Source organism: Tepidimonas fonticaldi, assembly GCF_001675355.1.
Taxonomy (GTDB): domain Bacteria; phylum Pseudomonadota; class Gammaproteobacteria; order Burkholderiales; family Burkholderiaceae_C; genus Tepidimonas; species Tepidimonas fonticaldi.
Genome location: NZ_LZDH01000056.1, coordinates 897,122 through 920,804 on the forward strand (window position 1 = coordinate 897,122; position 23,683 = coordinate 920,804).

The 23,683-nt window shown below is 70.3% G+C and carries 19 protein-coding genes; 12 read left to right on the forward strand and 7 right to left on the reverse strand.

Annotated features, from left to right (window positions below):
- Position 1: 1 nt before the first annotated feature.
- On the reverse strand, positions 2–1,834 hold the full coding sequence (gene phaC, locus A9O67_RS10040; protein ID WP_082955490.1) for a class I poly(R)-hydroxyalkanoic acid synthase: 1,833 nt from the start codon (positions 1,832–1,834) through the stop codon (positions 2–4).
- Positions 1,835–2,054: 220 nt separating this feature from the next.
- Between phaC and A9O67_RS10045 the strand changes: the two genes are divergently transcribed.
- On the forward strand, positions 2,055–2,339 hold the full coding sequence (locus A9O67_RS10045; protein WP_068609721.1) for a hypothetical protein: 285 nt from the start codon (positions 2,055–2,057) through the stop codon (positions 2,337–2,339).
- Here the strand turns inward: A9O67_RS10045 and pgeF are convergent.
- Entirely contained in the window at positions 2,259–2,990 is a 732-nt protein-coding gene (gene pgeF / locus A9O67_RS10050) for a peptidoglycan editing factor PgeF (protein WP_068609990.1), read from the reverse strand. The genes A9O67_RS10045 and pgeF overlap by 81 nt on opposite strands.
- A gap of 85 nt (positions 2,991–3,075) precedes the next feature.
- Positions 3,076–3,750 carry a maleylacetoacetate isomerase gene (maiA, locus tag A9O67_RS10055; protein WP_068609723.1) on the reverse strand — a complete coding sequence of 225 codons (675 nt, stop codon included), beginning with the start codon at positions 3,748–3,750 and terminating at the stop codon, positions 3,076–3,078.
- 197 nt (positions 3,751–3,947) lie between these two features.
- On the opposite strand from maiA, the gene A9O67_RS10060 reads away from it, so the two are divergent.
- Together A9O67_RS10060 and A9O67_RS10065 are read left to right on the forward strand one after the other, a co-directional pair.
- Positions 3,948–4,991: a TRAP transporter substrate-binding protein gene (locus A9O67_RS10060; RefSeq protein WP_068609725.1), complete on the forward strand. Its 1,044-nt coding sequence runs from the start codon at positions 3,948–3,950 to the stop codon at positions 4,989–4,991.
- Between the two features lie 54 nt (positions 4,992–5,045).
- A complete protein-coding gene (locus tag A9O67_RS10065) occupies positions 5,046–5,600 on the forward strand; it encodes an NUDIX hydrolase (protein ID WP_068609727.1) in 555 nt (184 codons plus the stop codon).
- Positions 5,601–5,634: 34 nt separating this feature from the next.
- Here A9O67_RS10065 and A9O67_RS10070 read toward each other — a convergent pair whose 3' ends face one another.
- Positions 5,635–7,716 (reverse strand): putative bifunctional diguanylate cyclase/phosphodiesterase, encoded by a 2,082-nt coding sequence (locus A9O67_RS10070; RefSeq protein ID WP_068609729.1) that lies wholly within the window; start codon positions 7,714–7,716, stop codon positions 5,635–5,637.
- Positions 7,717–7,871: 155 nt separating this feature from the next.
- On the opposite strand from A9O67_RS10070, the gene A9O67_RS10075 reads away from it, so the two are divergent.
- Positions 7,872–8,216: an Hpt domain-containing protein gene (locus A9O67_RS10075; protein ID WP_156682290.1), complete on the forward strand. Its 345-nt coding sequence runs from the start codon at positions 7,872–7,874 to the stop codon at positions 8,214–8,216.
- Between the two features lie 18 nt (positions 8,217–8,234).
- Here the strand turns inward: A9O67_RS10075 and A9O67_RS10080 are convergent, their stop codons facing one another.
- Together A9O67_RS10080 and smc are read right to left on the reverse strand one after the other, a co-directional pair.
- Positions 8,235–9,296 (reverse strand): cell division protein FtsZ, encoded by a 1,062-nt coding sequence (locus tag A9O67_RS10080; protein WP_331711360.1) that lies wholly within the window; start codon positions 9,294–9,296, stop codon positions 8,235–8,237.
- Entirely contained in the window at positions 9,293–12,826 is a 3,534-nt protein-coding gene (smc, locus tag A9O67_RS10085) for a chromosome segregation protein SMC (RefSeq protein WP_068609734.1), read from the reverse strand. The genes A9O67_RS10080 and smc overlap by 4 nt, the downstream gene beginning before the upstream one ends.
- 43 nt (positions 12,827–12,869) lie before the next feature.
- On the opposite strand from smc, the gene dapC reads away from it, so the two are divergent.
- The 7 genes from dapC to A9O67_RS10120 are packed head-to-tail and all read left to right on the forward strand — an operon-like array spanning position 12,870 to position 21,308.
- Positions 12,870–14,114, forward strand: a complete 1,245-nt coding sequence (gene dapC, locus A9O67_RS10090) for a succinyldiaminopimelate transaminase (protein WP_068609736.1) — start codon at positions 12,870–12,872, stop codon at positions 14,112–14,114.
- A gap of 43 nt (positions 14,115–14,157) precedes the next feature.
- On the forward strand, positions 14,158–14,982 hold the full coding sequence (gene dapD / locus A9O67_RS10095) for a 2,3,4,5-tetrahydropyridine-2,6-dicarboxylate N-succinyltransferase (RefSeq protein WP_068609738.1): 825 nt from the start codon (positions 14,158–14,160) through the stop codon (positions 14,980–14,982).
- A 38-nt stretch (positions 14,983–15,020) separates the two neighbouring features.
- Entirely contained in the window at positions 15,021–16,187 is a 1,167-nt protein-coding gene (locus A9O67_RS10100; protein WP_068609740.1) for a PilT/PilU family type 4a pilus ATPase, read from the forward strand.
- Positions 16,188–16,214: 27 nt separating this feature from the next.
- The gene (gene dapE / locus A9O67_RS10105) at positions 16,215–17,381 is read left to right on the forward strand and encodes a succinyl-diaminopimelate desuccinylase (RefSeq protein WP_068609742.1); all 1,167 of its coding nucleotides are present in this window, start codon (positions 16,215–16,217) and stop codon (positions 17,379–17,381) included.
- Positions 17,378–18,322 (forward strand): 50S ribosomal protein L3 N(5)-glutamine methyltransferase, encoded by a 945-nt coding sequence (gene prmB, locus A9O67_RS10110; protein WP_068609744.1) that lies wholly within the window; start codon positions 17,378–17,380, stop codon positions 18,320–18,322. Before dapE ends, prmB begins: the two co-directional genes overlap by 4 nt.
- Positions 18,319–20,319, forward strand: a complete 2,001-nt coding sequence (locus A9O67_RS10115; RefSeq protein ID WP_068609746.1) for an ABC-F family ATP-binding cassette domain-containing protein — start codon at positions 18,319–18,321, stop codon at positions 20,317–20,319. Before prmB ends, A9O67_RS10115 begins: the two co-directional genes overlap by 4 nt.
- Before the next feature lie 5 nt (positions 20,320–20,324).
- Positions 20,325–21,308, forward strand: coding sequence for an RsmB/NOP family class I SAM-dependent RNA methyltransferase (locus A9O67_RS10120; protein WP_197484470.1), 984 nt, complete (start codon positions 20,325–20,327; stop codon positions 21,306–21,308).
- A gap of 7 nt (positions 21,309–21,315) precedes the next feature.
- Here A9O67_RS10120 and A9O67_RS10125 read toward each other — a convergent pair whose 3' ends face one another.
- The gene (locus tag A9O67_RS10125) at positions 21,316–22,545 is read right to left on the reverse strand and encodes an MFS transporter (RefSeq protein ID WP_068609747.1); all 1,230 of its coding nucleotides are present in this window, start codon (positions 22,543–22,545) and stop codon (positions 21,316–21,318) included.
- Positions 22,546–22,667: 122 nt separating this feature from the next.
- Here A9O67_RS10125 and A9O67_RS10130 point away from each other — a divergent pair, with 122 nt between their 5' ends.
- A complete protein-coding gene (locus tag A9O67_RS10130; protein ID WP_068609750.1) occupies positions 22,668–23,675 on the forward strand; it encodes a D-2-hydroxyacid dehydrogenase family protein in 1,008 nt (335 codons plus the stop codon).
- Positions 23,676–23,683: the final 8 nt, after the last annotated feature.

Here is a 23,683-nt window from a genome sequence, read left to right on the forward strand (position 1 = left end):
TTCATCCTTTCGCTGCGGAGGTGGTGGGGGTGAGCGGCGCGGTGACGAGCGTGGCCAGGGCCTCGTCGGCCTTGACGCGCACGTAGCGGCCGGGGGCCGGCTCGATCGGGCGGTGGCGGCGATTGCCGTAGCTGCGTGGGGCCGGGATCTGGCGGCCGCCGTGCGCCGCGATCCACGGCGCCCAGTCGGTCCACCAGCTGCCCTTGTGCTCGGTGGCGGCGGCGATCCAGTCGTCCACCGATTCGGGGAAATGCCCCTCGGGCCCGGTCCAGAAGCTGCGCTTGCCCTTGGCGGCGGGGTTGATGACGCCGGCGATGTGGCCCGAGGCGCCCATCACGAAGCGCATCGGCCCGCCGAGGTGGCGCGTGGTGGCGTAGGCGCCGCCGATCGGCACGATGTGGTCCTCGCGCGAACCGTAGACATAGGCCGGGATGTCGATCGCCCCCAGGTCCACCGGTGCGCCGCAGACGGTCAGCTTGCCGGGCTGGCAGAGTTCGTTCTGCAGGTAGGTGTGGCGCAGGTACCACGCGTACCACTTGCCGGGCAGGTTGGTGCTGTCGCTGTTCCAGTACAGCAGGTCGAACGGCGGCGGCGTCTCGCCCTTGAGGTAGTTGCCGACGACGTAGTTCCAGACCAGGTCGTTCGGGCGCAGGAAGCTGAAGGTGGTGGCCAGATCGCGCCCGGGCAGCAGGCCGCCGTGCGCGTACTGCAGCTCGCGCAGCGCGACGAAGGCCTCGTCGATGAAGACGTCCAGCACCCCGGTGTCGGTGAAGTCCAGCAGCGTGGTCAGGAAGGTGGCGGTTTCGACCTTGCGCTCGCCGCGCGCGGCCAGCACCGCCAGCGCCGTGCCCAGCATCGTGCCGCCGACGCAGAAGCCCAACGCGTTGATGGTGTCGGCCTTGCCGATCTCGCGCACGACGTCGATGGCGCGGATGACGGCGTCCTCGATATAGTCGTCCCAGGTGGCCTGCGCCAGCGACGCGTCGGGGTTGCGCCAGCTGATGACGAAGGTGCGGTGCCCCTGCTCGACCGCGTAGCGCAGGAAGGAGTTGTCCGGCTGCAGGTCGAGGATGTAGTACTTGTTGATGCACGGCGGCACGACCAGGAACGGCCGCTCGTACACGCGCGCGGTCAGCGGCTTGTACTCGATCAGCTGGAAGTACTCGTTCTCGAACACCACCTGCCCCTCGGTGGTGGCGACGTTGCGGCCGACCTCGAAGGCGTTGTGGTCCGTCATGGAAACGAACCCCTGCTTCATGTCGTTGAGCAGGTTTTGCACGCCCTTGGCGATGCTCTCGCCCTGCGTCTCCAGGGCTTTTTGCTGCGCCTCGGCGTTGAAGGCGAGGAAGTTGCTTGGCGCGGTGGCATCGATCCACTGCTGCACCGCAAAGCGGATGCGGGCCTTGGTTTTGGCGTCGGCCTGCACGGCCTCGGCCATGCGCATGAGCGTGCGGGCGTTGAGCAGGTACAACGCCGCGCTGTAGGCCGCGACAGGATTGCGCGCCCAGGCGTCGGCCGCAAAGCGCCGATCCTCCCGCGGCGGCTGGATCTGCAGCCCCTGCTGCCAGAGTTCGCCGGCCTCGCGCAGGTAGTCCCGCTGGATCTCGGCCCACGCGCCAGGGTCCAGTTGCACCGCCGAGCCGCCCAGGCGGCGCAACAGGTCCGACAGACCGCCGACCTGGCCCCAGCCCGGCCCGGCAGCCCCCGCAGCGGCCGCAAAGGCCGGTTGCCCGGCCCCTTGCAGAGCCGTCTGCACCGCCTGCGTCCATTGCTGGAAGGCCTGCTGCGACCATTCGGTCCAGGACGGTTGACCGTCGGTGCGGGATTGCGTCATTCGCGTGTCTCCTGTCGGTATTACGCCGTCATCGTAACGCGCTCGGCCGTCGTTTCGATGACAATCGGGGCGTGGTCGCGTCCGGGCTTACCCGGGGAACGCTGCGCCGCGTGCCGCGGGGATGGGACCAGTGTCGCAGGAACGCCTTCCATGACGCTGACACCGCGCGGTTCACTCCTCTCCCGATCGGGCATCCGGCACCTATTCGAGTCCAGCGCCGATGTATCTCGTCCTCCTTGCCTGGGGTTATGTGGTCGTGATGATGGCGATCGCCGAGGCCTTGAGTCCGCAGGGCACCGTGTTGGGCGCGTTTTTCACCCTGCTGCTGTACGGCGTGGGCCCAATGGCACTGGCCGTCTATCTGATGGGCACGCCCCTGCGGCGCAAAGCGCGGCGGCGGCAGGAGGCCGCCACGGCGCCGGGTTCAGACGCGCCAGATGGCCGCACCGAGCCGCCCGCTGTGGCCCAGGAGCCGCGCATCTCGCCGGTGCGAGAAGAACCGTGAGGGGTTGCCGACCGTGCACCAGGGGGCGGACCCGTCGTTGCCCGTGACGGGGCCAAAGCCCAGCCGCGCCAGCCGGCGCCGCGCCAGCCCAGGCAGATCGGCCAGCCACCGGTCGGCGTTGTGCGGCGAGGGCCGAAACGCCTCGGCATCGCTGGGGCACGCTGCCACGAAGGCTTCCCGCACCTCGCCCCCCACCTCGAAGGCCTGCGGGCCGATCGCCGCACCGATCCACACCCGGATCGCGCACCGGCGCTCGGGGGCTTGGGCGGCGGGCCAATGGGCGCACAGGGCTTCGAGCACGCCGTTCCCGTCGTACCCCGCCAGCCCGCGCCAGCCCGCGTGGACCGCGGCGACCGACTGCCCATCCGGGGCGGCCAGCAAGATGGGCAGGCAGTCGGCCACCAACACGGTGCAGGCCACCCCGCGCGCGTCGGTCCAGCAGGCGTCGGCCTCGGTGCCGTCCGGCGTCGTCGCGTCGAGCCGCACCACCCCCGTGCCGTGGACCTGCCGCAAAAAGACCGGTCGCGCGCCCAGGGCCTGTGCCCACCGCGCGCGGTTGCGGGCCACGGCATCGGGCGCATCCCCCACGTGGTCGCCCAGATTCAGCGACGCCCATGGCCCCACCGACACGCCGCCGGCACGGGTGCTCATCCAACCGAGCGCGCCGGGGCCCACGTCGGCCCTCAGGCCGATCAATCCCCCACGAACCGCCTCGGTGGGCCGGATGGAGCCGGCATCATTCGGCATCGGGGCAGCGCGACGGGTGCGCGCGTTGGAAGGCCTCGAGTTGCATGCACCGCTCGAACACCGCTAGCGTCAGCGGAATGCCCTCGTACTCTAAGCCGAAACGCCGCCCGTTGACGATCTGCGGCACCAGGCAACAGTCGGCCAGCGTGGGCGTGTCGCCATAGGAGTACACCGAGGGCGGCAGGCCCAGGCGGGCCCGCTCCTGCGCCAGATCCTGCAGACGGCGTTCGTAGGCGCGCAGGCCCTCCATCACCCAGTGGTTGTACCAGTCGGTGCGCTGCTGCTCCGACAGGCCCAGCGGCCCAGCCAGGTATTTGAGGATGCGCAGGTTGTTGATCGGGTGGATTTCGCAGGCCACGGTCTGGGCCAGCGCCCGCACCCGCGCGCGGCCGAGCGGATCGCGCGGCAGCAGCGGCGGCTCCGGGTGGGTTTCGTCCAGGTATTCGATGATGGCCATCGATTGGCTCAAGCGCGCGTGGTCGGGGTCGCCCTCGACGTCGAGCACCGGAACGAGCGAATCGGGGCTGAGGGCGCGGTAGGCGGCACCGTGCTGCTCCCCCTTGGCCAGATGCACGGGGATGTACTCGTAGTCGAGGCCTTTGAGGTGGAGGGCGATGCGCACCCGAAACGAGGTGCCGGAGCGGAAGTAGTTGTACAGCTTCATGAATCCAACGGCGGAGGACGACGACAGCCCCGCAGTCTAGCCGCTGCGTCGCCACCCGGGCAAACCCCGATGAACCGCCCCCGGGCAATCGCCCCCAAGCGCTTACACTGCGAAGCGTGCAAGCGCCGCCGAAACGCCCGTCCGTGCGGCAGGCGCGACGCTTCGATCACTTTCGTCGTTGCCTGGAGTTCGATGCCATGATCCACCGCCGCACCGTGCTGAAGTCGGGCGCCGCCGTCGCGCTGGGCGCCCCCGGCCTGATCGGTTTTGCGCAGCAGAGCGTGACGCTCAAGTTCCACACCTTCATGTCGCCCACCTCCAACGTGTGGCTGAACATGCACAAGGCGTGGATGGACAAGGTGGAGAAGGAATCGGGCGGGCGCATCAAGTTCGAGGGCTACCCCGCGATGCAGTTGGGCGGCTCGCCGGTCCAGCTGTATGACCAAGCCAAGGACGGTGTGGTCGATATCGTCTGGACGCTGCCGGGCAACACCCCGGGGCGCTTCCCGCGCACCGAGGTGTTCGAGCTGCCGTTCATGATGACGAATGCCGAGGCCACCTCCAAAGCCTTCTGGGAGTTCATCCAGACCAAAGGCGCCGACGAGTACCGCGACATCCACCCGATCGCCTTTCAGGTGCACGGCCCAGGCATGTTCCATGTGAAGACGCGCTTGATCACGCAACCGGACGACTTGCGCGGCCTCAAGATGCGCGGCCCGACGCGCCAGATCACGAAGATGCTGGGCTACCTGGGCGCGACCCCGGTCGGCATGCCGCTGCCGCAAATCCCCGATGCGCTGTCCAAGGGCGTCATCGACGGCTGCGTCATCCCCTGGGAGGTGGTGCCCTCGGTCAAGGTGCACGAGCTGGTGAGCAACCACAGCGAATTCGACCCCAAGGGCGGCGCGCTGTACACGACCACCTTCGTCATGGGCATGAACAAGGCGCGCTATGCCTCGCTGCCGCCCGACCTCAAGAAGGTGATCGACGCCAACTCGGGCATCGAGACGTCCGCCTTCCTGGGGCGCACCCAGCAGGCGGGCGATGCGCCGGCACGCAAGCAGGCCGTGAACCGCGGCAACAAAATCCACACCATCGCGCTGGCCGAGGCGCAGGAGTTCCGCCGCAAAGCGCGCCAAGTGGAGGCCGAATGGGTGCAGGACATGGACAAGCGCGGTCTCAACGGCCGCGACTTGCTGGACACCGCCCGCAAGCTGATCGAGAAGCACACCAAGGCGTAAGCCCGCCCTGCCCCGCCCCGGCACCGTGGGTGGGGCGGCACTACACTTGGGCGCATGTTTCGCAGTCCCATCCGGTTTTGTTGCGCCTGTGCCGCTGCGGTGGAGCACCGCATTCCCGACGACGGGGACACCCGGGTGCGGGCGGTGTGCCCCGCGTGCGGCACCATCCACTACGAAAACCCGCTCAACGTCGTCGGGACGGTCCCTTACTGGGGGCAGGACGGCGCCCAGGTGCTGCTGTGCCGGCGCGCCATCGAGCCGCGCCGGGGCAAATGGACGCTGCCCGCCGGCTTCATGGAGCTGGGGGAGACGACCGAGCAGGGCGCCCTGCGCGAGACGGTGGAAGAAGCCGGTGCGCAGATCGCGCTGGAGGGCTTGTTCACGCTGCTCAACGTCGCGCGGGTGGGCCAGGTGCACATCTACTACCGGGCGCGCCTGTTGAGCGATCGCTTCGATCCAGGGCACGAGACGCTGGAAGCACGCCTGTTCCACGAGCACGAGGTTCCGTGGGAGGAGCTCGCCTTTCGCACGGTCCACGAGACGCTGCGCCGCTACTTCGACGACCGCCGCCAGGGGCGCTTCGGGGTGCACACCGGCGACATCGCCTGAAGGACGGGCATGGGCGCGGGCATCACCCGCGCGGTCAGACCTCGCGGCGGTAGCTGCGCGCCAGCGCTTCGAGCTGGTCCGGCAGCATCGGGCGGCCGATCAGGTAGCCCTGCACCTGGGTGACGCCAATGGCCTCCAGAAAGTCGCACTGGCGCTGATTCTCCACGCCTTCCGCGATGATCTCCACGCCCAAGGACTGCCCGAGGGCGACCACTGCCCGCACGATGGCGCGGTCGGCGCGTCCGCGTGTGATGTGGGTGACGAAAGCGCGGTCGATCTTGATCGCATCGATGGGGAACTGCAGGGCATAGGCCAGCGACGAATGGCCGACCCCGAAGTCGTCGATGGCCACCATGACGCCCGCATCGCGGCAGCGCTGCAACAGGCGGATCGAATGATCGACGTCCTGCATGGTGAGGCTTTCGGTGATTTCCAGCTCGATGCACCCGGGCGACACACCGGACGATTGAAGCGCGGACTGGATGTGCTCCATCAGCGACGGGGCCAAAAACTGCCGCGGCGACAGGTTGATGCCCACCCGCAGGGGCAGTCCGGCGCGCTCCCAGGCGGCGGCCTGTTGCGCGGCACTGGCCAGCACCCACGCCCCGACATCGATGATCGCGCCGGATTCTTCCAACAGCGGGACGAACTCCGCTGGCGACACCTCGCCCCATTCCGTGCTGCGCCAGCGGATCAGGGCCTCGCAGCCGACGATGCGCCCGGTGGCGACATCCATCTGCGGCTGATAGGCCAGGTAGAACTCCTGCCGCTCCAGGGCGCGGTGCAGCGCCCGCTCGAACGCGAGTAGCCGCTGGCGGCGCTGTGACAGCGCGTCGTCGGCCTCGGCCCCCAGGTCGTCGCGCCCCTGGGCGCGGGCGCGGCGCTGGGCCTCTTGCGCCAGGGTCAGCAGCGGCTCGGCCTCGTGGCCGTGGGTGGGGCAAACGGCCCAGCCGGCGCTGAACGGCACCACCAGTTCCTGCTGCTCCAGATGCACCGGCTGGCGCAGGGCCTGCTGCACACGTCGAAAAACCGCCGAGGCGGCCGCGCCGTCCGTGGCCTGGATCGCGACCGCGAACTCGTCACCGCCGACGCGGGCCACTTCGACGACGGTTCCCCCGTCCTGATGGTGCTTCAGGCGCTGGCCCCACAGCGCCAGCAGGCGGTTGGCCCCGCCCTCCCCCAGACTTTCGTTGAAGCGGGCGAAGCGGTGGATATCGATGGTACCAATGAGCAGGACACGGTCGTTTTCGGCACGCACCTTCTGGATGCGCTCGGCCGCGCGGCGCAGGAACAGCCGGCGGTTCGGCAAATCCGTGGTCTCGTCGTGCAGCGACAGATAGTCCACCAGCGCCTCGGTGCGGCGGATGCTCGTCAAATCCTGGAAGACGCCGAACACGCGGTCGGCGTCCTCGCCGTGCAGGCCCCGCTCGCCCACCACGCGCAAAATGCGGTCCGACGATTGCAGGTGGATGCGAAACTCCTGATCCAGGCGCGCCCCGACGTCGCGCGCGCGCTCCATGGCATGGTGCAGCCGCTGCCGGTCGTCCGGGTGGACACGGGCCAAAAACTCCTCGCGCGGCAGGCTGTCTTGGGCGCGAATGCCCGCCAGCGGCTCGAACTCCTCGCTCCAGCTCAAGCGGTCGCTGGACAGCAGCCACTCCCAATACCCCAGTCCCGCGATGCGGCGCACCGACAGCTCGCGCAGCCGCGCACGCCGCACTTCGCGCGTCAGGTTGCCGGCGCGCAGGGCGTAGCGCACACGCTCGCGCAGCAACGGCCAACTGATGGGTTTGGTGATGAAGTCCGTCGCCCCGGCCTCGAAGGCGGTCTCGATCGACGCGATGTCGTCGGCGGCCGTCAGCATGACGATGGGCAGCGCGTCGTCGGCCAGCAGCAGCCGGATTTGCGCGCACGCCGCATGGCCGTCCAGCCCCGGCATCATGACGTCCATCAGAATCAGATCGGGCCGCTCGGTCTGCACGGCGGCGACCGCCTCGTGTCCGTCGCCCGCCTCCAGGATGCGATAGCGCTCGCGCGCCAGCACGGCACGCACCATGGCCCGGGTGGCGCGATCGTCATCGACGACCAGCACGGTCGCGGCAGGTGCGTCGGGCATGGGGGCCGTCGGTCGGCTGGATGTGACCGGAGGGAGGTCCAAGGTGTTCATCCAAGGTGTTCATCGTCAGCAAGGGCGCCCGCACGGGCAGGCAGGCCCACCCCGTACAATAGCATCGACCGCGGGCTCCCTGTCGGGTGACGCCGGTTTTTTCCATGACCTCCCCGCTGATCAACTCCGCCAACCTCGACGAGCTGCTGTCCCTGCTGGGGGAGGAGTTTCGCGACATCGCCCGGCTGTTCGTCGATCAGCTCCAGGGCGAGCTGGCGGGCCTGCGCGCGGCGCGGGCCGCGCAGGACTGGACGGGGCTGTACCGCCGCGCGCATGCGCTCAAGGGCAGCAGCGGCAACATGGGCGCCACGGCGCTGTCCGAGTCGGCCGCGCGCCTGGAGCGGGCCGCGCGCGAGGGCGACCTGGAGGGCGTCGAGCGCGAGATGGCCGCCATCGAGCACCTGGCACCGCAGACCGTGCAGGCGCTGCAGGCCGGCCGCTACGTGTGACGGGCCCGCACCCGACTTTCAGCTGAACAGGCGGCGGGCGTCGGGCGACCCGGCCGGAAACGCCCGCTCCTCCAGGGCCTCGTAGAGCAGCTCCAACTCACCGCCGATGCGGTCCAGCGCCTCGGCGTCCAGCAATTGCCCCGCCTCATCCGTCACCCAGCCGTCCATCGAGGCGGCCAGCGCCGTGGACAGTTCGCGCAAGCGCTGGTAAGGGCGCTCCTCGCGCGGCACATGGGTGGCTTCGAGGGTCAAGCGGACCTCGCGCAGCACGGCAAGCTCGGGGTCGTCGGCCAGCGCGGCCTGGGTCTCGAACCGCAGCACCAGCAGCGGCGCCCCTCCGGGCTGGGTCGCCGGCAACACCATGCGGCCCGGCAGCGCCCCGGGGACGAAGCCCAGGCGCCCGGCATGCTGGGCCACGTAACCGGGGCTCCAGGCAGCGCGCTGTGCCCGCAGGGTGAAGGTGAGCTGGGCGTCGTGGGCGGCGGCAAACTGGTCCAGCTCGCGCGCTTGGTGCACGACGGCCATCATGTCCGGAAAATCCGCCACGCCCAACAGATGTTCGGCCCAGGCTTCGAGCTTTTGGACGAATTCGGAATATTCGATTTCGTTGAGCGGACCGGCCCGGTTGGTCAGCTGCAGCCCGGCGCGCAGGGCGCGGTAGCGCTGACCTGGGCGCGGCGGCTCCCAGGCGTCGTCGGCGGCAGCATCCTCCGGCAGGCCTTCGATGAAAAAGGGCTTGCTGCCGATGCGCCGCGTGCCCGGCAGGGACTGCAGCACGGCGTCACCCGAAACGGGTTTTTCCAATTGCAGCGGCACGATCACGTCCAGCCGCGGCGACAGCCCCCCCAGCCCCGTGGCGGGCGGGGCGGCCGCGCGGTCGGGGCTGACGGTAGTGGCATCGGCGCCCAGGGTGGGTTCGAGCCGCTCGGCACTGGGCGGCGCCCCGTCCGCATCGGCCGCGGCAGCCGGGGCGCGGCGCGGCGCCAGCCGCCGCGTCTGCCACCGGTGGTAGGCCCAGACGCCCAGGAGCACGACCACGCCAACGGCGATCAGGCCGATTTGCAAGGGACTCAGCGTCATGGTGTCGGGTTCTCCATCATGGACACGGCGCCGGCGATGTCGACGGCGACGATGCGCGAGACGCCCTGCTCCTGCATGGTCACGCCCACGAGTTGCTGGGCCATTTCCATGGCGATGCGGTTGTGGCTGATGAACAGGAACTGGGTCTCGCGGCTCATTTGGGTCACCAGGCGCGCGTAGCGTTCCGTGTTGGCGTCGTCCAGTGGCGCATCCACCTCGTCGAGCAGGCAGAACGGCGCCGGGTTGAGCTGGAAGATCGCAAACACCAGAGCGATGGCGGTGAGCGCCTTTTCGCCGCCGGACAGCAGGTGGATGGTCTGGTTTTTCTTGCCCGGGGGTTGGGCCATGACCTGCACCCCGGCGTCCAGAATCTCTTCGCCGGTCATGATCAGGCGCGCCTGCCCGCCGCCGAACAGCTCGGGGAACATGCGGCCGAAGTGGCCGTTGACGGTCTCGAAGGTGTGGGCGAGCAGCTCGCGCGTCTCGGCGTCGATCTTGCGGATGGCGTCCTCCAGCGTCTGGATGGCCTGCTGCAGATCCTGCGACTGGCTGGCCAGAAACTGCTGCCGCTCGCGCGCGGCGCTGAGTTCCTCCAGCGCCGCGAGGTTGACCGCCCCCAGGGCCGCGATCTCGCGCTGCAGGCGGTCGATCTCGCCCTGCAGGCCTTGCAGGCGCACGCCGTCGGCCTCGACCGACTGGCCGACCGCCTCCAGATCGACCCCCTCCTCCGCCAGCCATTGGCTGTATTGGTCCAGGGCCAGCTGCGCCGCCTGCTCCTTGAGTTGGAACTCGGTAATGCGCGCGCGCAGCGGATCGAGTTCGCGCTCGCCGCGCAGCCGGTGCTCGTCGGCCGCGCGCAGCCGCGCGGTCAGCTCGTCGTAGCGGCTGCGTTCGGCGGCCAGGGCCTCCTCGCGCCGCTGGCGCTCGGCCAGCGCGTCCTGCAGGCCGTTGCGCGCGGCGTCATCGGTCAAGCGCTGCAACTCGGTCTGCAGGTGGTCGTATTCGGCCGCCAGACGGGCCTGCTGCTCCTGCGCCGTGTGGGCCTGGCGCTGCAGTTCGGCGCGGCGCGCGGCCATGGAGCGCTGGGCAAACGCGGCTTCCTGCGCCTGGCGTTCGGCCGCGCGCACCTGCTCGCGCGCCGCGGCCACGTGGCGCTCGGCCTCCAGGGCGGCGTCTTCCAGGTGGGCCAGCTGCTCCTGGGTGTCGGCCAGTTGCAGGTCCAGCGCCTCGAAGCGCACCTCGGCCTCCAGGCGCCGCGCCTCCAGCGCCTCGAGGTCGGCCTCCACCTCGGCCATGTCCTGGGCCAGCCGCTCCTGCCGCAGACGCGCCTGCTCGGCCGCCTGCTCGCCTTTGAGCAGCTCGACCTGGATGGCGTGGCGGCGCTGCTGCGCATCGGCCAGGTCGCGGCGGGCTTGCTGGACCTGCTGCGTGGTCTCGGCCAGTTGGGCCTCGGCGCGCTGCACGCGGGCGCGCGCCTCCTCGTGGATCAGGGTCTGGGCGCGCAGGGCGCGCTCAAGGTTATCGATCTCGTGGGCCCGCGCCAACAGGCCGGACTGCGGGTCGTCGGCGGCGTAGAAGGCCACATCGTGTGCCCCGACGCTGTGGCCCTGCGGGGTGTAGATGCGCTGGCCCGGCTGCAGGCTGGCGCGCAGGCGCAGGGCGGTGTCCAGATCGGGCGCGGTCCAGTCGCCGTGTAACCATGCCGCCAGCACGGGGTGCAGGGTTGCGTCGTGCAGCCGCAGGCGCTCGATCAGGGGTGTGCAACCGGGCAGCGCCTCGGCCTGCGCGGCCGATGCCCCGCTCACCGCGGGGGTGAAGAAAGCCATCTTGGCCGGTGGGGCTTCGCGCTCCAGGGCGCGCACGGCGTCGAGCTGCTCCACCTGCAGGGCACGCAGGCGTTCGCGCAGCGCGGCCTCCAGGGCGGTCTCCCATCCGGGCTCGGTGTCCAGCCGGGTCCACAGGCCGGCCAGCCCGTCCAGGCCGTGGCGCTGCAGCCAGGGTTGCAGTCGCTCGTCGGTCTGCAGCTTGTCCTGCAGGGCGCGCAAAGCCTGCAGGCGGGCCTGCAGCTCGGCCGCGCGGCGCGCCTCGGCCTGCTCGGCCTGCTGGGCGTCGCGGCGCTCGGCCTCGGTGTGCGGCAAGGCGGCTTCGCCTGTCGCCAGGCGTTCCTCGGCGATGGCCAGGGCGGCCTCGGCCGCTTCCAGCTCGGCACGCCAATGGAGCAGGCGCTCGGCATCGGGCGGGGCGACAGCGGTACGCTCGCCGTGCAGCCGGTCCAGGCGCTGCCGCCATTGCCGGGCCTGCTCGTCCAGGGCGCGCTGCTCGGCCGCCAGCACGCCGATGGCCTGCTGCACCTCGTGCACGCGCTGGCGCTGCTGCGCCAGACGCGCTTGTGCTTGGCGTTGCGCGTCCTCCAGCGCGGGCAGGCGCTGCGTCTGTTCCTCCAGCCGCGCGGCCAACACCTCGGCCTGCTCGGCGGCGCCGGCCTCTTGCTCGTCCAGCGCCATCAGCGCGTCGGCGGCGGCCTCGGCGCGCGCGCGCCAGTCGGCGATCTGTTGGGTCAGGGCCGTCTGGCGCTGCTCGGCGCGCTGGCGCCCCTCGACGACGAAGCGGATTTCCGCCTCCAGCCGGGCCACCTCGGCCCCCGCCTCGTACAGACGGCCCTGGGCACGATTGACGGCTTCGCCCGCCTCGTAGTGGGCCTGGCGGATGGCCTCCAAGTCCGCCTCGGTGCGGCGCAGCTCGGCCATGCGCGCTTCCAGCGCATTGAGGGCCTGCAGCCCCTCCGCGCGCACCTGGGTGAGCTGGGCGTCGGCCTCGCGGCGCTTGAGCCACCAGAGCTGGTGCTGGCGGCGCGTGGCGGCGGACTGCAGTTCGTGGTAGCGCCGGGCGACGGCGGCCTGCTGCTCCAGCCGCTCCAGATTGGCGTTGAGTTCGCGCAGGATGTCCTCGACCCGGGTGAGGTTCTCGCGCGTGTCGGCCAGCCGGTTGGCGGTTTCGCGCCGGCGCTCCTTGTATTTGGACACGCCTGCGGCCTCTTCCAAAAACAGGCGCAGCTCTTCCGGGCGGCTTTCGATGATGCGGCTGATGGTGCCCTGCCCAATGATGGCGTAGGCGCGCGGCCCAAGGCCCGTGCCCAGGAAGACGTCCTGCACGTCGCGCCGGCGCACGGGCTGCTGGTTGATGTAGTAGCTGCTGGTGCCGTCGCGCGTCAGCACGCGCTTGACGGAAATCTCGGCATACTGGTTCCAGGGGCCGCCGGCGCGGCGCGCGCTGTTGTCGAACACCAGCTCGACGCTGGCACGCTGGGCGGGCTTGCGCGTGGTGGTGCCGTTGAAGATGACGTCCTGCATGGACTCGCCGCGCAGCTCGCTGGCCTTGGACTCGCCCAGCACCCAGCGCACGGCGTCCATGATGTTGGATTTGCCGCAGCCGTTCGGGCCCACCACCCCGACCAGCTGCCCCGGGAGCTGGAAGGTGGTCGGCTCGGCAAACGACTTGAAGCCGGACAACTTGATGGTCTGCAGGCGCACGGGGCGCTAGTGTACGTGCCCACAACGGCTACCATTGCGGCCCATGGTCCCCGACGTCAACCCGCTGCTGCAGCGGCTGCAGCCCTACCCCTTCGAACGCCTGCGCACGCTGTTGGCCGGCGTCACACCCAACCCGGCCCTGCGCCCCATCAACCTGGGCATCGGCGAGCCGCGGCACCCCACGCCGGCAGTGCTGAAGGACGCGCTGCACGCCGCCATCGATGACCCCGCGGGCGGGCTGTCCGCCTACCCCGCCACGGCCGGCACGCCCGCGCTGCGCACGGCCTGCGCCGACTGGCTGCGGCGCCGCTACGGCATCGCGGTCGACGCGGCCACGCAGGTGCTGCCGACGCTGGGCTCGCGCGAGGCGCTGTTCGCGCTGGCGCAGGTGGTCATCGACCCGCGTGCCTTTGCCCGCGGCCCGGAGCCCGTGGTCGTTTGCCCCAATCCGTTCTATCAGATCTACGAAGGCGCGGCGCTGCTGGCCGGCGCCACCCCCTGGTACGCGCCCAGCGACCCGGCACGCAACTTTGCCGTGGACTGGGACAGCGTGCCCGACGCAGTGTGGGCGCGCACCCGGCTGGTGTATGCGTGCTCACCGGGCAACCCGACCGGGGCGGTGATGTCGCTGGCCGAGTGGCAGCGCCTGTTCGAGCTGAGCGACCGCCACGGCTTCGTCATCGCCAGCGACGAGTGCTACAGCGAGATCTACTTCCGCGACGAGCCGCCGCTGGGCGCGCTGCAGGCCGCCGCCGCGCTGGGCCGCAGCGACTTCCGCCGCCTGATCATGCTGACCAGCCTGTCCAAGCGCAGCAACGCCCCGGGGCTGCGCAGTGGCTTCGTCGCGGGGGACGCGGCGCTGATCCGCGCCTTTACCCTCTACCGCACTTATCACGGCAGCGCCATGAGCGTGGCCGTGCAGCAAGCCAGCGCCGCCGCTTGGGCGGACGAGGCCCATGTCACCGCCAACCGCGAGCAGTACCGCGCCAAGTTTGCCCAAGTGACGCCGCGGCTGGCCGAAGTGATGGATGTGCGATTGCCCGACGCCGGCTTTTACCTGTGGGCGCGGGTGCCGCCGCGCTTCGGCGGGCGCGAGGGCGGCAGCGACACCGACTTTGCCCGCGACTTGCTCGCCCAATACAATGTGACGGTGCTGCCGGGCAGTTATCTGGCCCGCGAGGCGCAGGGAGTCAACCCCGGCGCCGGCCGCATTCGCATGGCGCTGGTGGCCGAGGTGGACGAATGCCTCGAAGCTGCCGAGCGCATCGTCCGCTTCATCCGGGGCTGAAGGCCGCCCTTGCCGCCCCGCCCCACGATCCACGCCTACGACCATGACCCAACAACTGCAGCAGATCATCGAAAACGCCTGGGACAACCGCGCCCAGCTCTCGCCCGGCAACGCCCCGCAGGAAGTCGTCGATGCCGTCGAGCATGTGATCAGCGAGCTCAACAACGGCCGGCTGCGCGTCGCCACCCGCCAGGGCGTGGGACAGTGGACGGTCCATCAGTGGATCAAGAAGGCGGTGCTGCTGAGCTTTCGCCTGAACGACAACGAAATCATGCAGGCGGGCGACTTGGCCTTCTACGACAAGGTCAAGACCAAGTTTTCCCGCCTCAGCCCGCAGGAGATGGCCGCCACCGGCGTGCGCGTGGTGCCGCCGGCGGTGGCGCGCCGCGGCAGCTTCATCGCCAAGGGCGCGATCCTGATGCCGAGCTACGTCAACATCGGCGCCTACGTCGATGAAGGCACGATGGTCGACACCTGGGCCACGGTCGGCTCGTGTGCCCAGGTCGGCAAGAACGTGCACCTGTCGGGCGGCGTGGGCCTGGGCGGCGTGCTGGAGCCGCTGCAGGCCAACCCGACCATCATCGAGGACAACTGCTTCATCGGTGCGCGCTCCGAAATCGTCGAGGGTGTCATCGTCGAGGAAAACTCCGTCATCTCGATGGGTGTCTACATCGGCCAGAGCACGCCGATCTACGACCGCACGACGGGCGAGATCCTCTACGGCCGCGTGCCGGCCGGCTCGGTGGTCATCAGCGGCAGCCTGCCCAAGGACGGCGGCAAGTACAGCCTGTACGCCGCCATCATCGTCAAGCGCGTGGACGCGCAGACGCGCGCCAAGACCAGCCTCAACGAGCTGCTGCGCGACTGAAGCCCGCCCTGCGCATCACCCCGGGAAAGACACTGGTGATGGGCCCGATGGAGCAACTGCTGCGGCTGATGGCCGAGAAGAAGGCGTCCGACATCTATCTGTCGGCCGCGTCGCCCGTGCTCATCAAGATCAACGGCGTGTCCATGCCGGTCAACGCCCAGACCTTGCCGGCCGACGGCCCCTACCGGCTGCTGGCCGAGGTCGTCAAGCCCGAGCAGTTGCAGGAGTACGACCGCACGGGCGAGCTCAACATCGCCATCCCCATGCCGGAGGTGGGGCGCTTTCGCATCAGCGCGATGCGCCAGCGCGGCACCTGCGCGGTGGTGGTGCGCTTCATCAGCGGGCAGATCCCCAAGGTCAGCGAGCTGGGCATCCCGCCGGTGCTGACGCAGATGATCATGGCCAAGCGCGGCCTGATGCTGGTGGTGGGCTCGACCGGCTCGGGCAAGAGCACGACGCTAGCCGCCCTGCTGGACCACCGCAACGAAAACACCACGGGCCACATCCTCACCATCGAGGACCCGATCGAGTACCTGTTCAAAAACAAAAAGAGCGTGGTCAACCAGCGCGAGGTCGGCACCGACACCGCCTCGCTCAACGTCGCGCTGAAGAACGCGCTGCGCCAGGCGCCGGACGTGATCCTCATCGGCGAGATCCGCGACCGCGAGACGATGTCACAGGCCATCGCCTACGCGCAGTCCGGCCACCTGGTGCTGGCCACGCTGCACGCCAACAACAGCTACCAGGCGCTCAACCGCATCCTCAACTTCTACCCGGTGGAGGTGCGGCCGACCATGCTCAACGACCTGGCCTCGTCGCTCAAGGCCATCGTCTCGCAGCGGCTGCTGCGCACGGTGGACGGCGGCCGCACGCCGGCGGTGGAGGTCATGGTCAACACGCGCCTCATCAGCGAGCTGATCGAGAAGGCCGACTTCTTTGGCGTGCGCGAGGCGCTGGAGAAGTCCATGGCCGAGGAGTCGCAAACCTTCGAGGCCGATCTGGCGCGGCTGATCCTGTCCGGGCGCATCACGCGCGAGGAGGGGCTGGCCTACGCCGACTCGCCGACCAACCTGCTGTGGCGGCTGCAAAACGACGACCGCGCGCGCGCCGCGGCGACCGCGCAGGCGGCCGCCCCCGCCACGACGGGCGAGCCCGGCAAGGGTGGCGGCCCGTCGTTCGACGGTTTTCTCCCCCCCAAATCCTGAGCGCCACGGGCGCCCCGCCTTGTCCCGATGACCGAGACCCTGCGCCTCACCGAGGCTTTGATCCGCCGTCCCTCCGTCACGCCCGACGACGCCGGCTGCCAGGCGCTGCTGGCCGAGCGGCTGACGGCGCTGGGCTTTGCCTGCGAGACGATCGCCAGCGGCCCGGATGATTTTCGCGTGACCAATCTGTGGGCGCTGCGCCCCGCAGCCAGCCCCGACGCCCCGGTGCTGGTGTTTGCCGGCCACACCGACGTGGTGCCGACCGGGCCACTGGAGCGCTGGCACAGCGACCCGTTTGCCCCCACCATCCGCGATGGCAAGCTCTACGGCCGCGGTGCCAGCGACATGAAGGCCTCGCTGGCCGCCATGGTCGTCGCGTGCGAGGCGTTTTTGCGCGCGCACCCGACGCCGGCCTTGTCGATCGGCTTTTTGCTCACCAGCGACGAGGAAGGCCCCGCGCGCGACGGCACCGTGGTGGTGTGCGAGGCGCTGCGCCAGCGCGGCCAGCGGCTGGACTGGTGCATCGTCGGCGAGCCGACCAGCGTGCAGCGCACCGGCGACATGATCAAAAACGGCCGGCGTGGCACCATGAGCGGGCGGCTGACCATCAAGGGCATCCAGGGCCACATCGCCTATCCGCACCTGGCGCGCAACCCCATCCACCTGCTGGCCCCCGCCTTGGCCGAGCTGGTCGCCACCCGCTGGGACGAGGGCAATGCCCACTTCCCGCCCACCAGCTGGCAGGTCAGCAACATCCACGGCGGCACCGGGGCGAGCAACGTCATCCCCGGCACCGTGGTGGTGGACTTCAACTTCCGCTTCAGCACCGAATCCACCCCGCAGGGGCTGCAAGCGCGCGTGCACGAGATTCTGGCGCGGCACGGCCTGCACCCCGGCACCGACTACGAGTTGAGCTGGACCGTCGGCGGCCTGCCCTTCCTGACCCCGCGCGGCCCGTTGGTCGATGCGGTGAGCGCCGCCATCCGCGACGTCACCGGGCTCGACACCGAACTCTCCACCACGGGCGGCACCAGCGACGGACGCTTCATCGCGCAGATCTGTCCGCAGGTGGTGGAACTGGGCCCGCCCAACGCCACCATTCACCAGATCGACGAGTGCATCGAGCTGGCCGATCTGGAGCTGCTCACGGACATCTACCGCCGCACGCTGGAGCGGTTGGCAGGCGTGGCATGACGGGGACGATCACCCTCGCCGCCCTCATCGACGAGGCCGAGCGGCGGCTCGACGCCGCCGGCGTCGTCTTTGGGCACGGCACCACCAACGCCCGGGACGAAGCCGCCTGGCTGGTGCTGTGGCGGCTGGGCCGGCCGCTCGACCTCGACCTGCACGCCCACGCCGCCGACCCCGTGCCCCCGGGCGACGCCGAGGCGGTGCGCGCGCTAATCGACGCCCGCATCCGCACCCGCAAGCCGGCCGCCTACCTGACCGGCGAGGCTTGGCTGCAAGGCGTGCCGTTCCACGTGGACGAGCGCGTGATCGTGCCGCGCAGCTTCATCGCGGAGCTGATCGCGGCCGCTCCGCAGGCCGACCCCATCGACCCCTGGCTGGGCGCGCACACGCGCCGGGTGCTGGACCTGTGCACGGGCAACGGGTCGCTGGCTGTGCTGGCGGCACTCGCCTGGCCCGAGGTCACGGTCGATGCCAGCGACCTCAGCGCCGATGCGCTGGCGGTCGCGGCCCGCAACGTCGCGCGCCATGGTCTGCAGGATCGCATCCGCCTGCTGCAGTCGGACGGCTGGACTGCGCTGCACGACCGCTACGACCTGATCCTGTGCAATCCCCCCTACGTCTGCCGGGCGCGCATGGACGCCCTGCCGGCGGAATACCGCGCCGAGCCGGCACTGGCCCTGGATGGCGGACCCGACGGCGGCGATGACGGCATGGACTTCGTGCGGCACCTGCTCGCGCATGCGCTGGACCATATGAACCCGGACGCCGTGCTGGTGCTGGAAATCGGGCACGAGCGGGCGCATTTCGAGCGCGCCTTTCCCACCCTGCCCGTGGTCTGGCTGCACACCAGCGGCGGCGACGACGCCGTGCTGCTGATCACCCGCGACGCACTGGCCGCGGCTCAGGCCGATCTGCCCCCCGACCCGCACCGCCCCACGCCATGATCACCTTGCGCGACGTCACCCTGCGACGGGGCGCCAAGGTCGTGCTGGACGGCGCCAGCGTCACCCTCCACCCCGGCGAGAAGGTCGGCCTGGTGGGCCGCAACGGTGCCGGCAAGTCCAGCCTGTTCGCGCTGTGGCTGGGGGATTTGCACGAGGACGGCGGCGAAGCCACCCTGCCCCGCCACTGGCGCATCAGCCATGTGGCGCAGGACATGCCCGAGACCGCCGAGCCGGCCACCGACTTCGTGGTGGCGGGCGACACCCGCTTGCTCGAGGCGCGCGCGCAGCTGGCCGCGGCCGACGCCAGCGGCGATGGCGAGGCCATCGCGCTGGCACACACCGCCCTGGCCGATGCCGGCGCCCACGACGCCCGGGCACGCGCCCAGGCCCTGATGCTGGGCCTGGGCTTTGCCCCTGCGGATTGGGAGCGGCCGGTCAACGGGTTTTCCGGCGGATGGCGCATGCGGTTGCAACTGGCCCGCGCGCTGATGTGCCCGAGCGACCTGCTGCTGCTCGACGAACCCACCAACCACCTGGACCTGGACGCCCTAGTCTGGCTGGAGAGCTGGCTGCAGCGCTACGAAGGGACGCTGGTCGTCATCAGCCACGACCGGGAGTTTTTGGACGCGGTCACCCGCGTCACCCTGCATCTGGATCAGGGCCGGCTCACGCGCTACGGCGGCAACTACAGCCGCTTCGAAGAGATGCGCGCCGAGCAGATCGAGCAGCAGCAGGCGGCCTACGCCCGCCAGCAGGAGCGCATCGCCCACTTGCAGCGCTTCATCGACCGCTTCCGGGCCAAGGCCACCAAGGCCCGGCAGGCGCAAAGCCGCCTCAAGGCGCTGGCGCGGATGGAGCGCCTCGCCCCCGTGCTGACGAGCGCGGATTTTCAGTTCGAGTTCGCCAACCCCGACGCGCTGCCCAACCCCATGCTCACGCTGCACGACGTGTCCGCCGGCTACCCCGGCGCCGACGGGCAGGCCCCGCGCGCCGTCGTGCACGGCATCCGGCGCAGCGTCTTGCCGGGGCAGCGCATCGGCATACTGGGGGCCAACGGCCAGGGCAAGTCCACGGTGGTCAAGACCATCGCCGGCGTGTTGCCGCCGCTGGCCGGCCGCATCGTGCCCGGCAAGGGCCTGCGCATCGGCTACTTTGCGCAGCAGGAGCTGGACATCCTGCGCGCCGACGACAATCCGCTGCAGCACCTGGTGCGCATCGCCCGCGAGGCCGAAGCGGCCGGCACCCTGATCGGCCAGTCCACCCGCGAGCAGGATTTGCGCACCTTTCTGGGCAGCTTCCAGTTCAGTGGCGACGCGGTGACCCAGCCCGTGGGCACGATGAGCGGGGGCGAAAAAGCACGGCTGGTGCTGGCCCTGCTGGTGTGGCAGCGGCCCAACCTGCTGCTGCTGGACGAGCCGACCAACCACCTGGATCTGACCACCCGCGAGGCGCTCGGCATGGCCCTCAACGCGTTCGAGGGCACGGTGATGCTGGTCAGCCACGACCGCGCCCTGCTGCGCGCGGTCTGCGACGAGTTTTGGCTGGTGAGCGACGGACAGCTCGCGCCGTTCCAGGGGGATCTGGACGACTACCAGCGCCACCTGCTGGACGTGGCCCGTCAGCGCCGCGAGGCCCTGTCCCACCGCACCGATGCGCGCGAAACGGCCGCGCCACGCTCCCCCTCCGTCACCCCGCAGGAGCGGCGCCGCCAGCAAGCGCAGCGGCGCCAGCAACTGGCCGAACGCCTCAGGCCCCACCGGCGCGAGTGCGACGCGCTGGAAGCGCGGATGCATACCCTGCAGGCCGAGCAAAGCGCTCTGCACGAGCGGCTGGCCCACGGTACCGACCGCATTGACATCGCCGAAGCCGGCCGGCGCCTCAAGGCCGTGGAGGCCGAACTTGCCGAAGTCGAGGAGCGCTGGCTGGCCGTGGCGGAAACCATCGAAGCGCTGGAACGCGAGGCCGCCCAGGCCGACGCGGACGCCACACAAGCCTGACCGCCGTGACCGCGTCACCGTCTTGCTCGCCCTCGCCCGCCCGGCCGGCCCTGCCCCCCTTGCCGCCCGCCTTCTCGGACGTGCTGGACGCGCTGATACCGTCCGACCTGCGGCCGCGCGTGGACGCGAGCTACACCGCGCCGAAGGCGGTGGTGTTTCGCATCAACCCGCTGCGTGCACCGGATGCGGCGGCGGTACTGACCGCCCTGGCGCCGCTGCGCCCCGAGCCGGTGGCGGGCGTCGAGGGCGTGTTCCGATTGCCCGCGGACGATCGGGACGCGCTGACCCACCATCCAATGGCCACCGATGGCAGCCTCTACATCCAGGGCGTGGCCAGCATGGCCGCGGTCTGGGCGCTGCAGCCCCAGCCGGGCGAGGAGGTGCTGGATCTGGCCGCCGCCCCTGGCGGCAAAACGGCGCTCATCGCCGCCAGCATGGCCAACCAGGGGCGCCTGGCCGCGGTAGAGCCGGTGCGGGCGCGTTTCTTTCGCCTCAAGGCCAATTTGCAGCGTCTGGGGGTGCGCAACGCCCAGCTCTACCTGAAAGACGGTGCCCAGGTCGGGCGTCTGGTCCCCGGTCGGTTCGACCGCGTGCTGCTGGACGCCCCCTGCTCGTCCGAAGCGCAGTTCACGCGGCTGGACCCCACGTCCTGGGCGCACTGGAGCCCCAAAAAAGTACGGGCCAGCGCCGCGCTGCAAAGCCGGCTGCTGCGCTCCGCGGCCGATGCGCTCAAACCGGGGGGCGTGCTCATCTACGGCACCTGCTCCCTGTCGCCGGAGGAGGACGAGTGCGTGCTGGATGCGCTGCTGCGCGAGCGGGATGACCTCTGGCCGGAGCCCCTGCCTTGGCCCGTGGACCTGCCCGCGCTGCCCGGCTTGACGGCCTGGCGCCAGCAGCCTCTGCACCCGGATCTGACGCTGGCCCGCCGCGTGCTGCCCACCGAATGGACGGACGCTTTTTTCCTGTGCCGGCTGCGCAAACGCGGCTGACCCCGGCTCAAGCTGCGCGTGTGCGGCCACCCACGGCCAGCGCCGCCCCGACGGCCAGCGCCAACGTCACCGCGCCGCCCGCCAGCGTCGCGGCGTACCAGCCGTGGTCCATGAGCACGCCAAACACCAGCGGCGCAATCGCAAAACCGGTGTCCAGGCCGGAATAGACCGTGCCATAGACACGCCCGGTCGCGCCTTTCGGGGTGGCGCGCTTGATCAACATGTCGCGGCTCGGCCCCCCGATGCCGACCGCCAGCCCCGTGATCGCCAGCAGAGCCATCGAGCCGCCGCCCCCCAGCCAGCCGGTCGCGGCCAGCAGCATCAGCGCCGCGCCTGCGGCCATGGCCCAGGCGACCACCCGATCGACCGCGCGCGCCCGCGCCGCGACGAAGCCGCCGACGAACATCCCCGCGGCCCCCGCCAGCATGTAGGCGGTCACGGTCAGCGTCGCCGTCTCGAACGGCACGGCGTGCACCGCTTTCAGGATCGACACCGAATAGGTCTGGACCACCGCCAGCGTCATGGTGGACAGCAGGAAGAAGACAAAACACCACCACACCACGGGCAGCCGCAAAAAGGCCAGATCGTCCGCCCGGCTGGCGCCCTGCCGGCGCGGCACCACCTCGGTGTGGAGGTGTTCGCGCTGCCACCACAGCACCGCCAGCACACCCGCATACACGGCAATGGCCGCCCAATAAGCCCAGCGCCAGTTGCCCAGCGCGGTGATCCCCACCAAAAACACCGGCGCCAGCGCCCAGCCCAGGTTGCCGGTCAGCCCGTGCGCGCTGAAGGCGTGCCCCAGGCGCGGGGGCGACACACGCTGGTTGAGGATGGAAAAATCCACCGGGTGAAACGGCGCATTGCCCAGCCCGGCGAGCACGGCGGCGAGCAACAGCCCGGTGTACCCGTGGGACAGGGCCGCCGCCAGGGCCGACCCCATGAACAGCAGGATGGAGCCGAACAGCACGGGCCGGGCGCCGACGCGGTCGACCAGAAAACCCGACAGCGCCTGCCCCACGCCCGAGATGACGAAGAACACGCTGGTCAACAGCCCCACCTGGGAGAAGCTCAGCCCGAACTCCCGCATGAACAGCGGAAACAGCGGCGCCAGCAACAGGTGCGAAAAATGGGAGGTGGCATGCGCCAGCCCGACCAAACCGATCACGGTCGCATCACGCTGCCAGGGCACGGGGGCGGGCGCGTGAGCGCTGCCCGCTTCGGTTGGGACGGTGGACATGGCCGCGATGGTACGCGACTCGCTCCCTGACCGCGGCCGCGCGGGTGACAGCCCCACGGAAAGCGGCGCGCAGGCCCGGGTGCCGGCAAGGGCGGCACACAAGGGCGGCACAATAGCCCGATATGAACATCGTGATCCTCGACGATTACCAGGACGCCGTGCGCAAGCTCGCCTGCGCGCACAAGCTCGACCCCTACCCGGCCAAGGTGTACACCAACAACGTCAAGGGGGTGGGCCAGCTCTCCGTGCGCTTGCGCGACGCGGACATCGTCGTGCTGATTCGCGAGCGCACTCAGATCACACGCCAACTGCTCGACAAGCTGCCGCGGCTCAAACTGATCGCGCAGACGGGCTCGGTCGGCCGCCACATCGACGTGCAGGCCTGTACCGAGCACGGCGTGGCCGTGGCCGAAGGGGTGGGCGATCCGGTGGCCCCCGCCGAGCTGACCTGGGCGCTGATCATGGCCGCCATGCGGCGCATTCCGCAGTATGTGAGCCACCTCAAGCACGGGGCCTGGCAGCAGTCGGGGCTGAAGGCAGCGTCCATGCCACCCAACTTTGGGCTAGGCCAAGTGGTGCGCGGGCGCACACTGGGCATCTGGGGCTATGGCCGGATCGGGCAGATCGTCGCCGGCTACGGGCGGGCCTTTGGCATGCGCGTCGCCATCTGGGGCAGCGAAGCCAGTCGCACGCGCGCCGCAGCCGACGGCTACGACACCTTCGACAGCCAAGCCGACCTGTTCGCCCACAGCGACGTGCTGAGCCTGCATCTGCGTCTGGCGGATGCGACGACGGGCTGCGTCACGCTGGAAGACCTGTCGCGCATGAAACCCACCGCGCTGCTGGTCAACACCTCGCGCGCCGAGTTGATCGAGCCCGACGCGCTGGTCGCGGCACTCAACCGCGGCCGCCCGGGCATGGCCGCCGTCGATGTGTTCGAGACCGAACCCATCCTGCAAGGCCACGCCCTGCTGCGCCTGGAAAACTGCATCTGCACGCCGCACATCGGCTTTGTCGAACTCGACAGCTACGAAAAATATTTTTCGGCCGCGTTCGACAACGTGGTCAACTACATCAAAGGCACGCCCACCAACATCGTCAACCCTGGGGCGCTGCACATGCGCCGCTGACGGTGCGC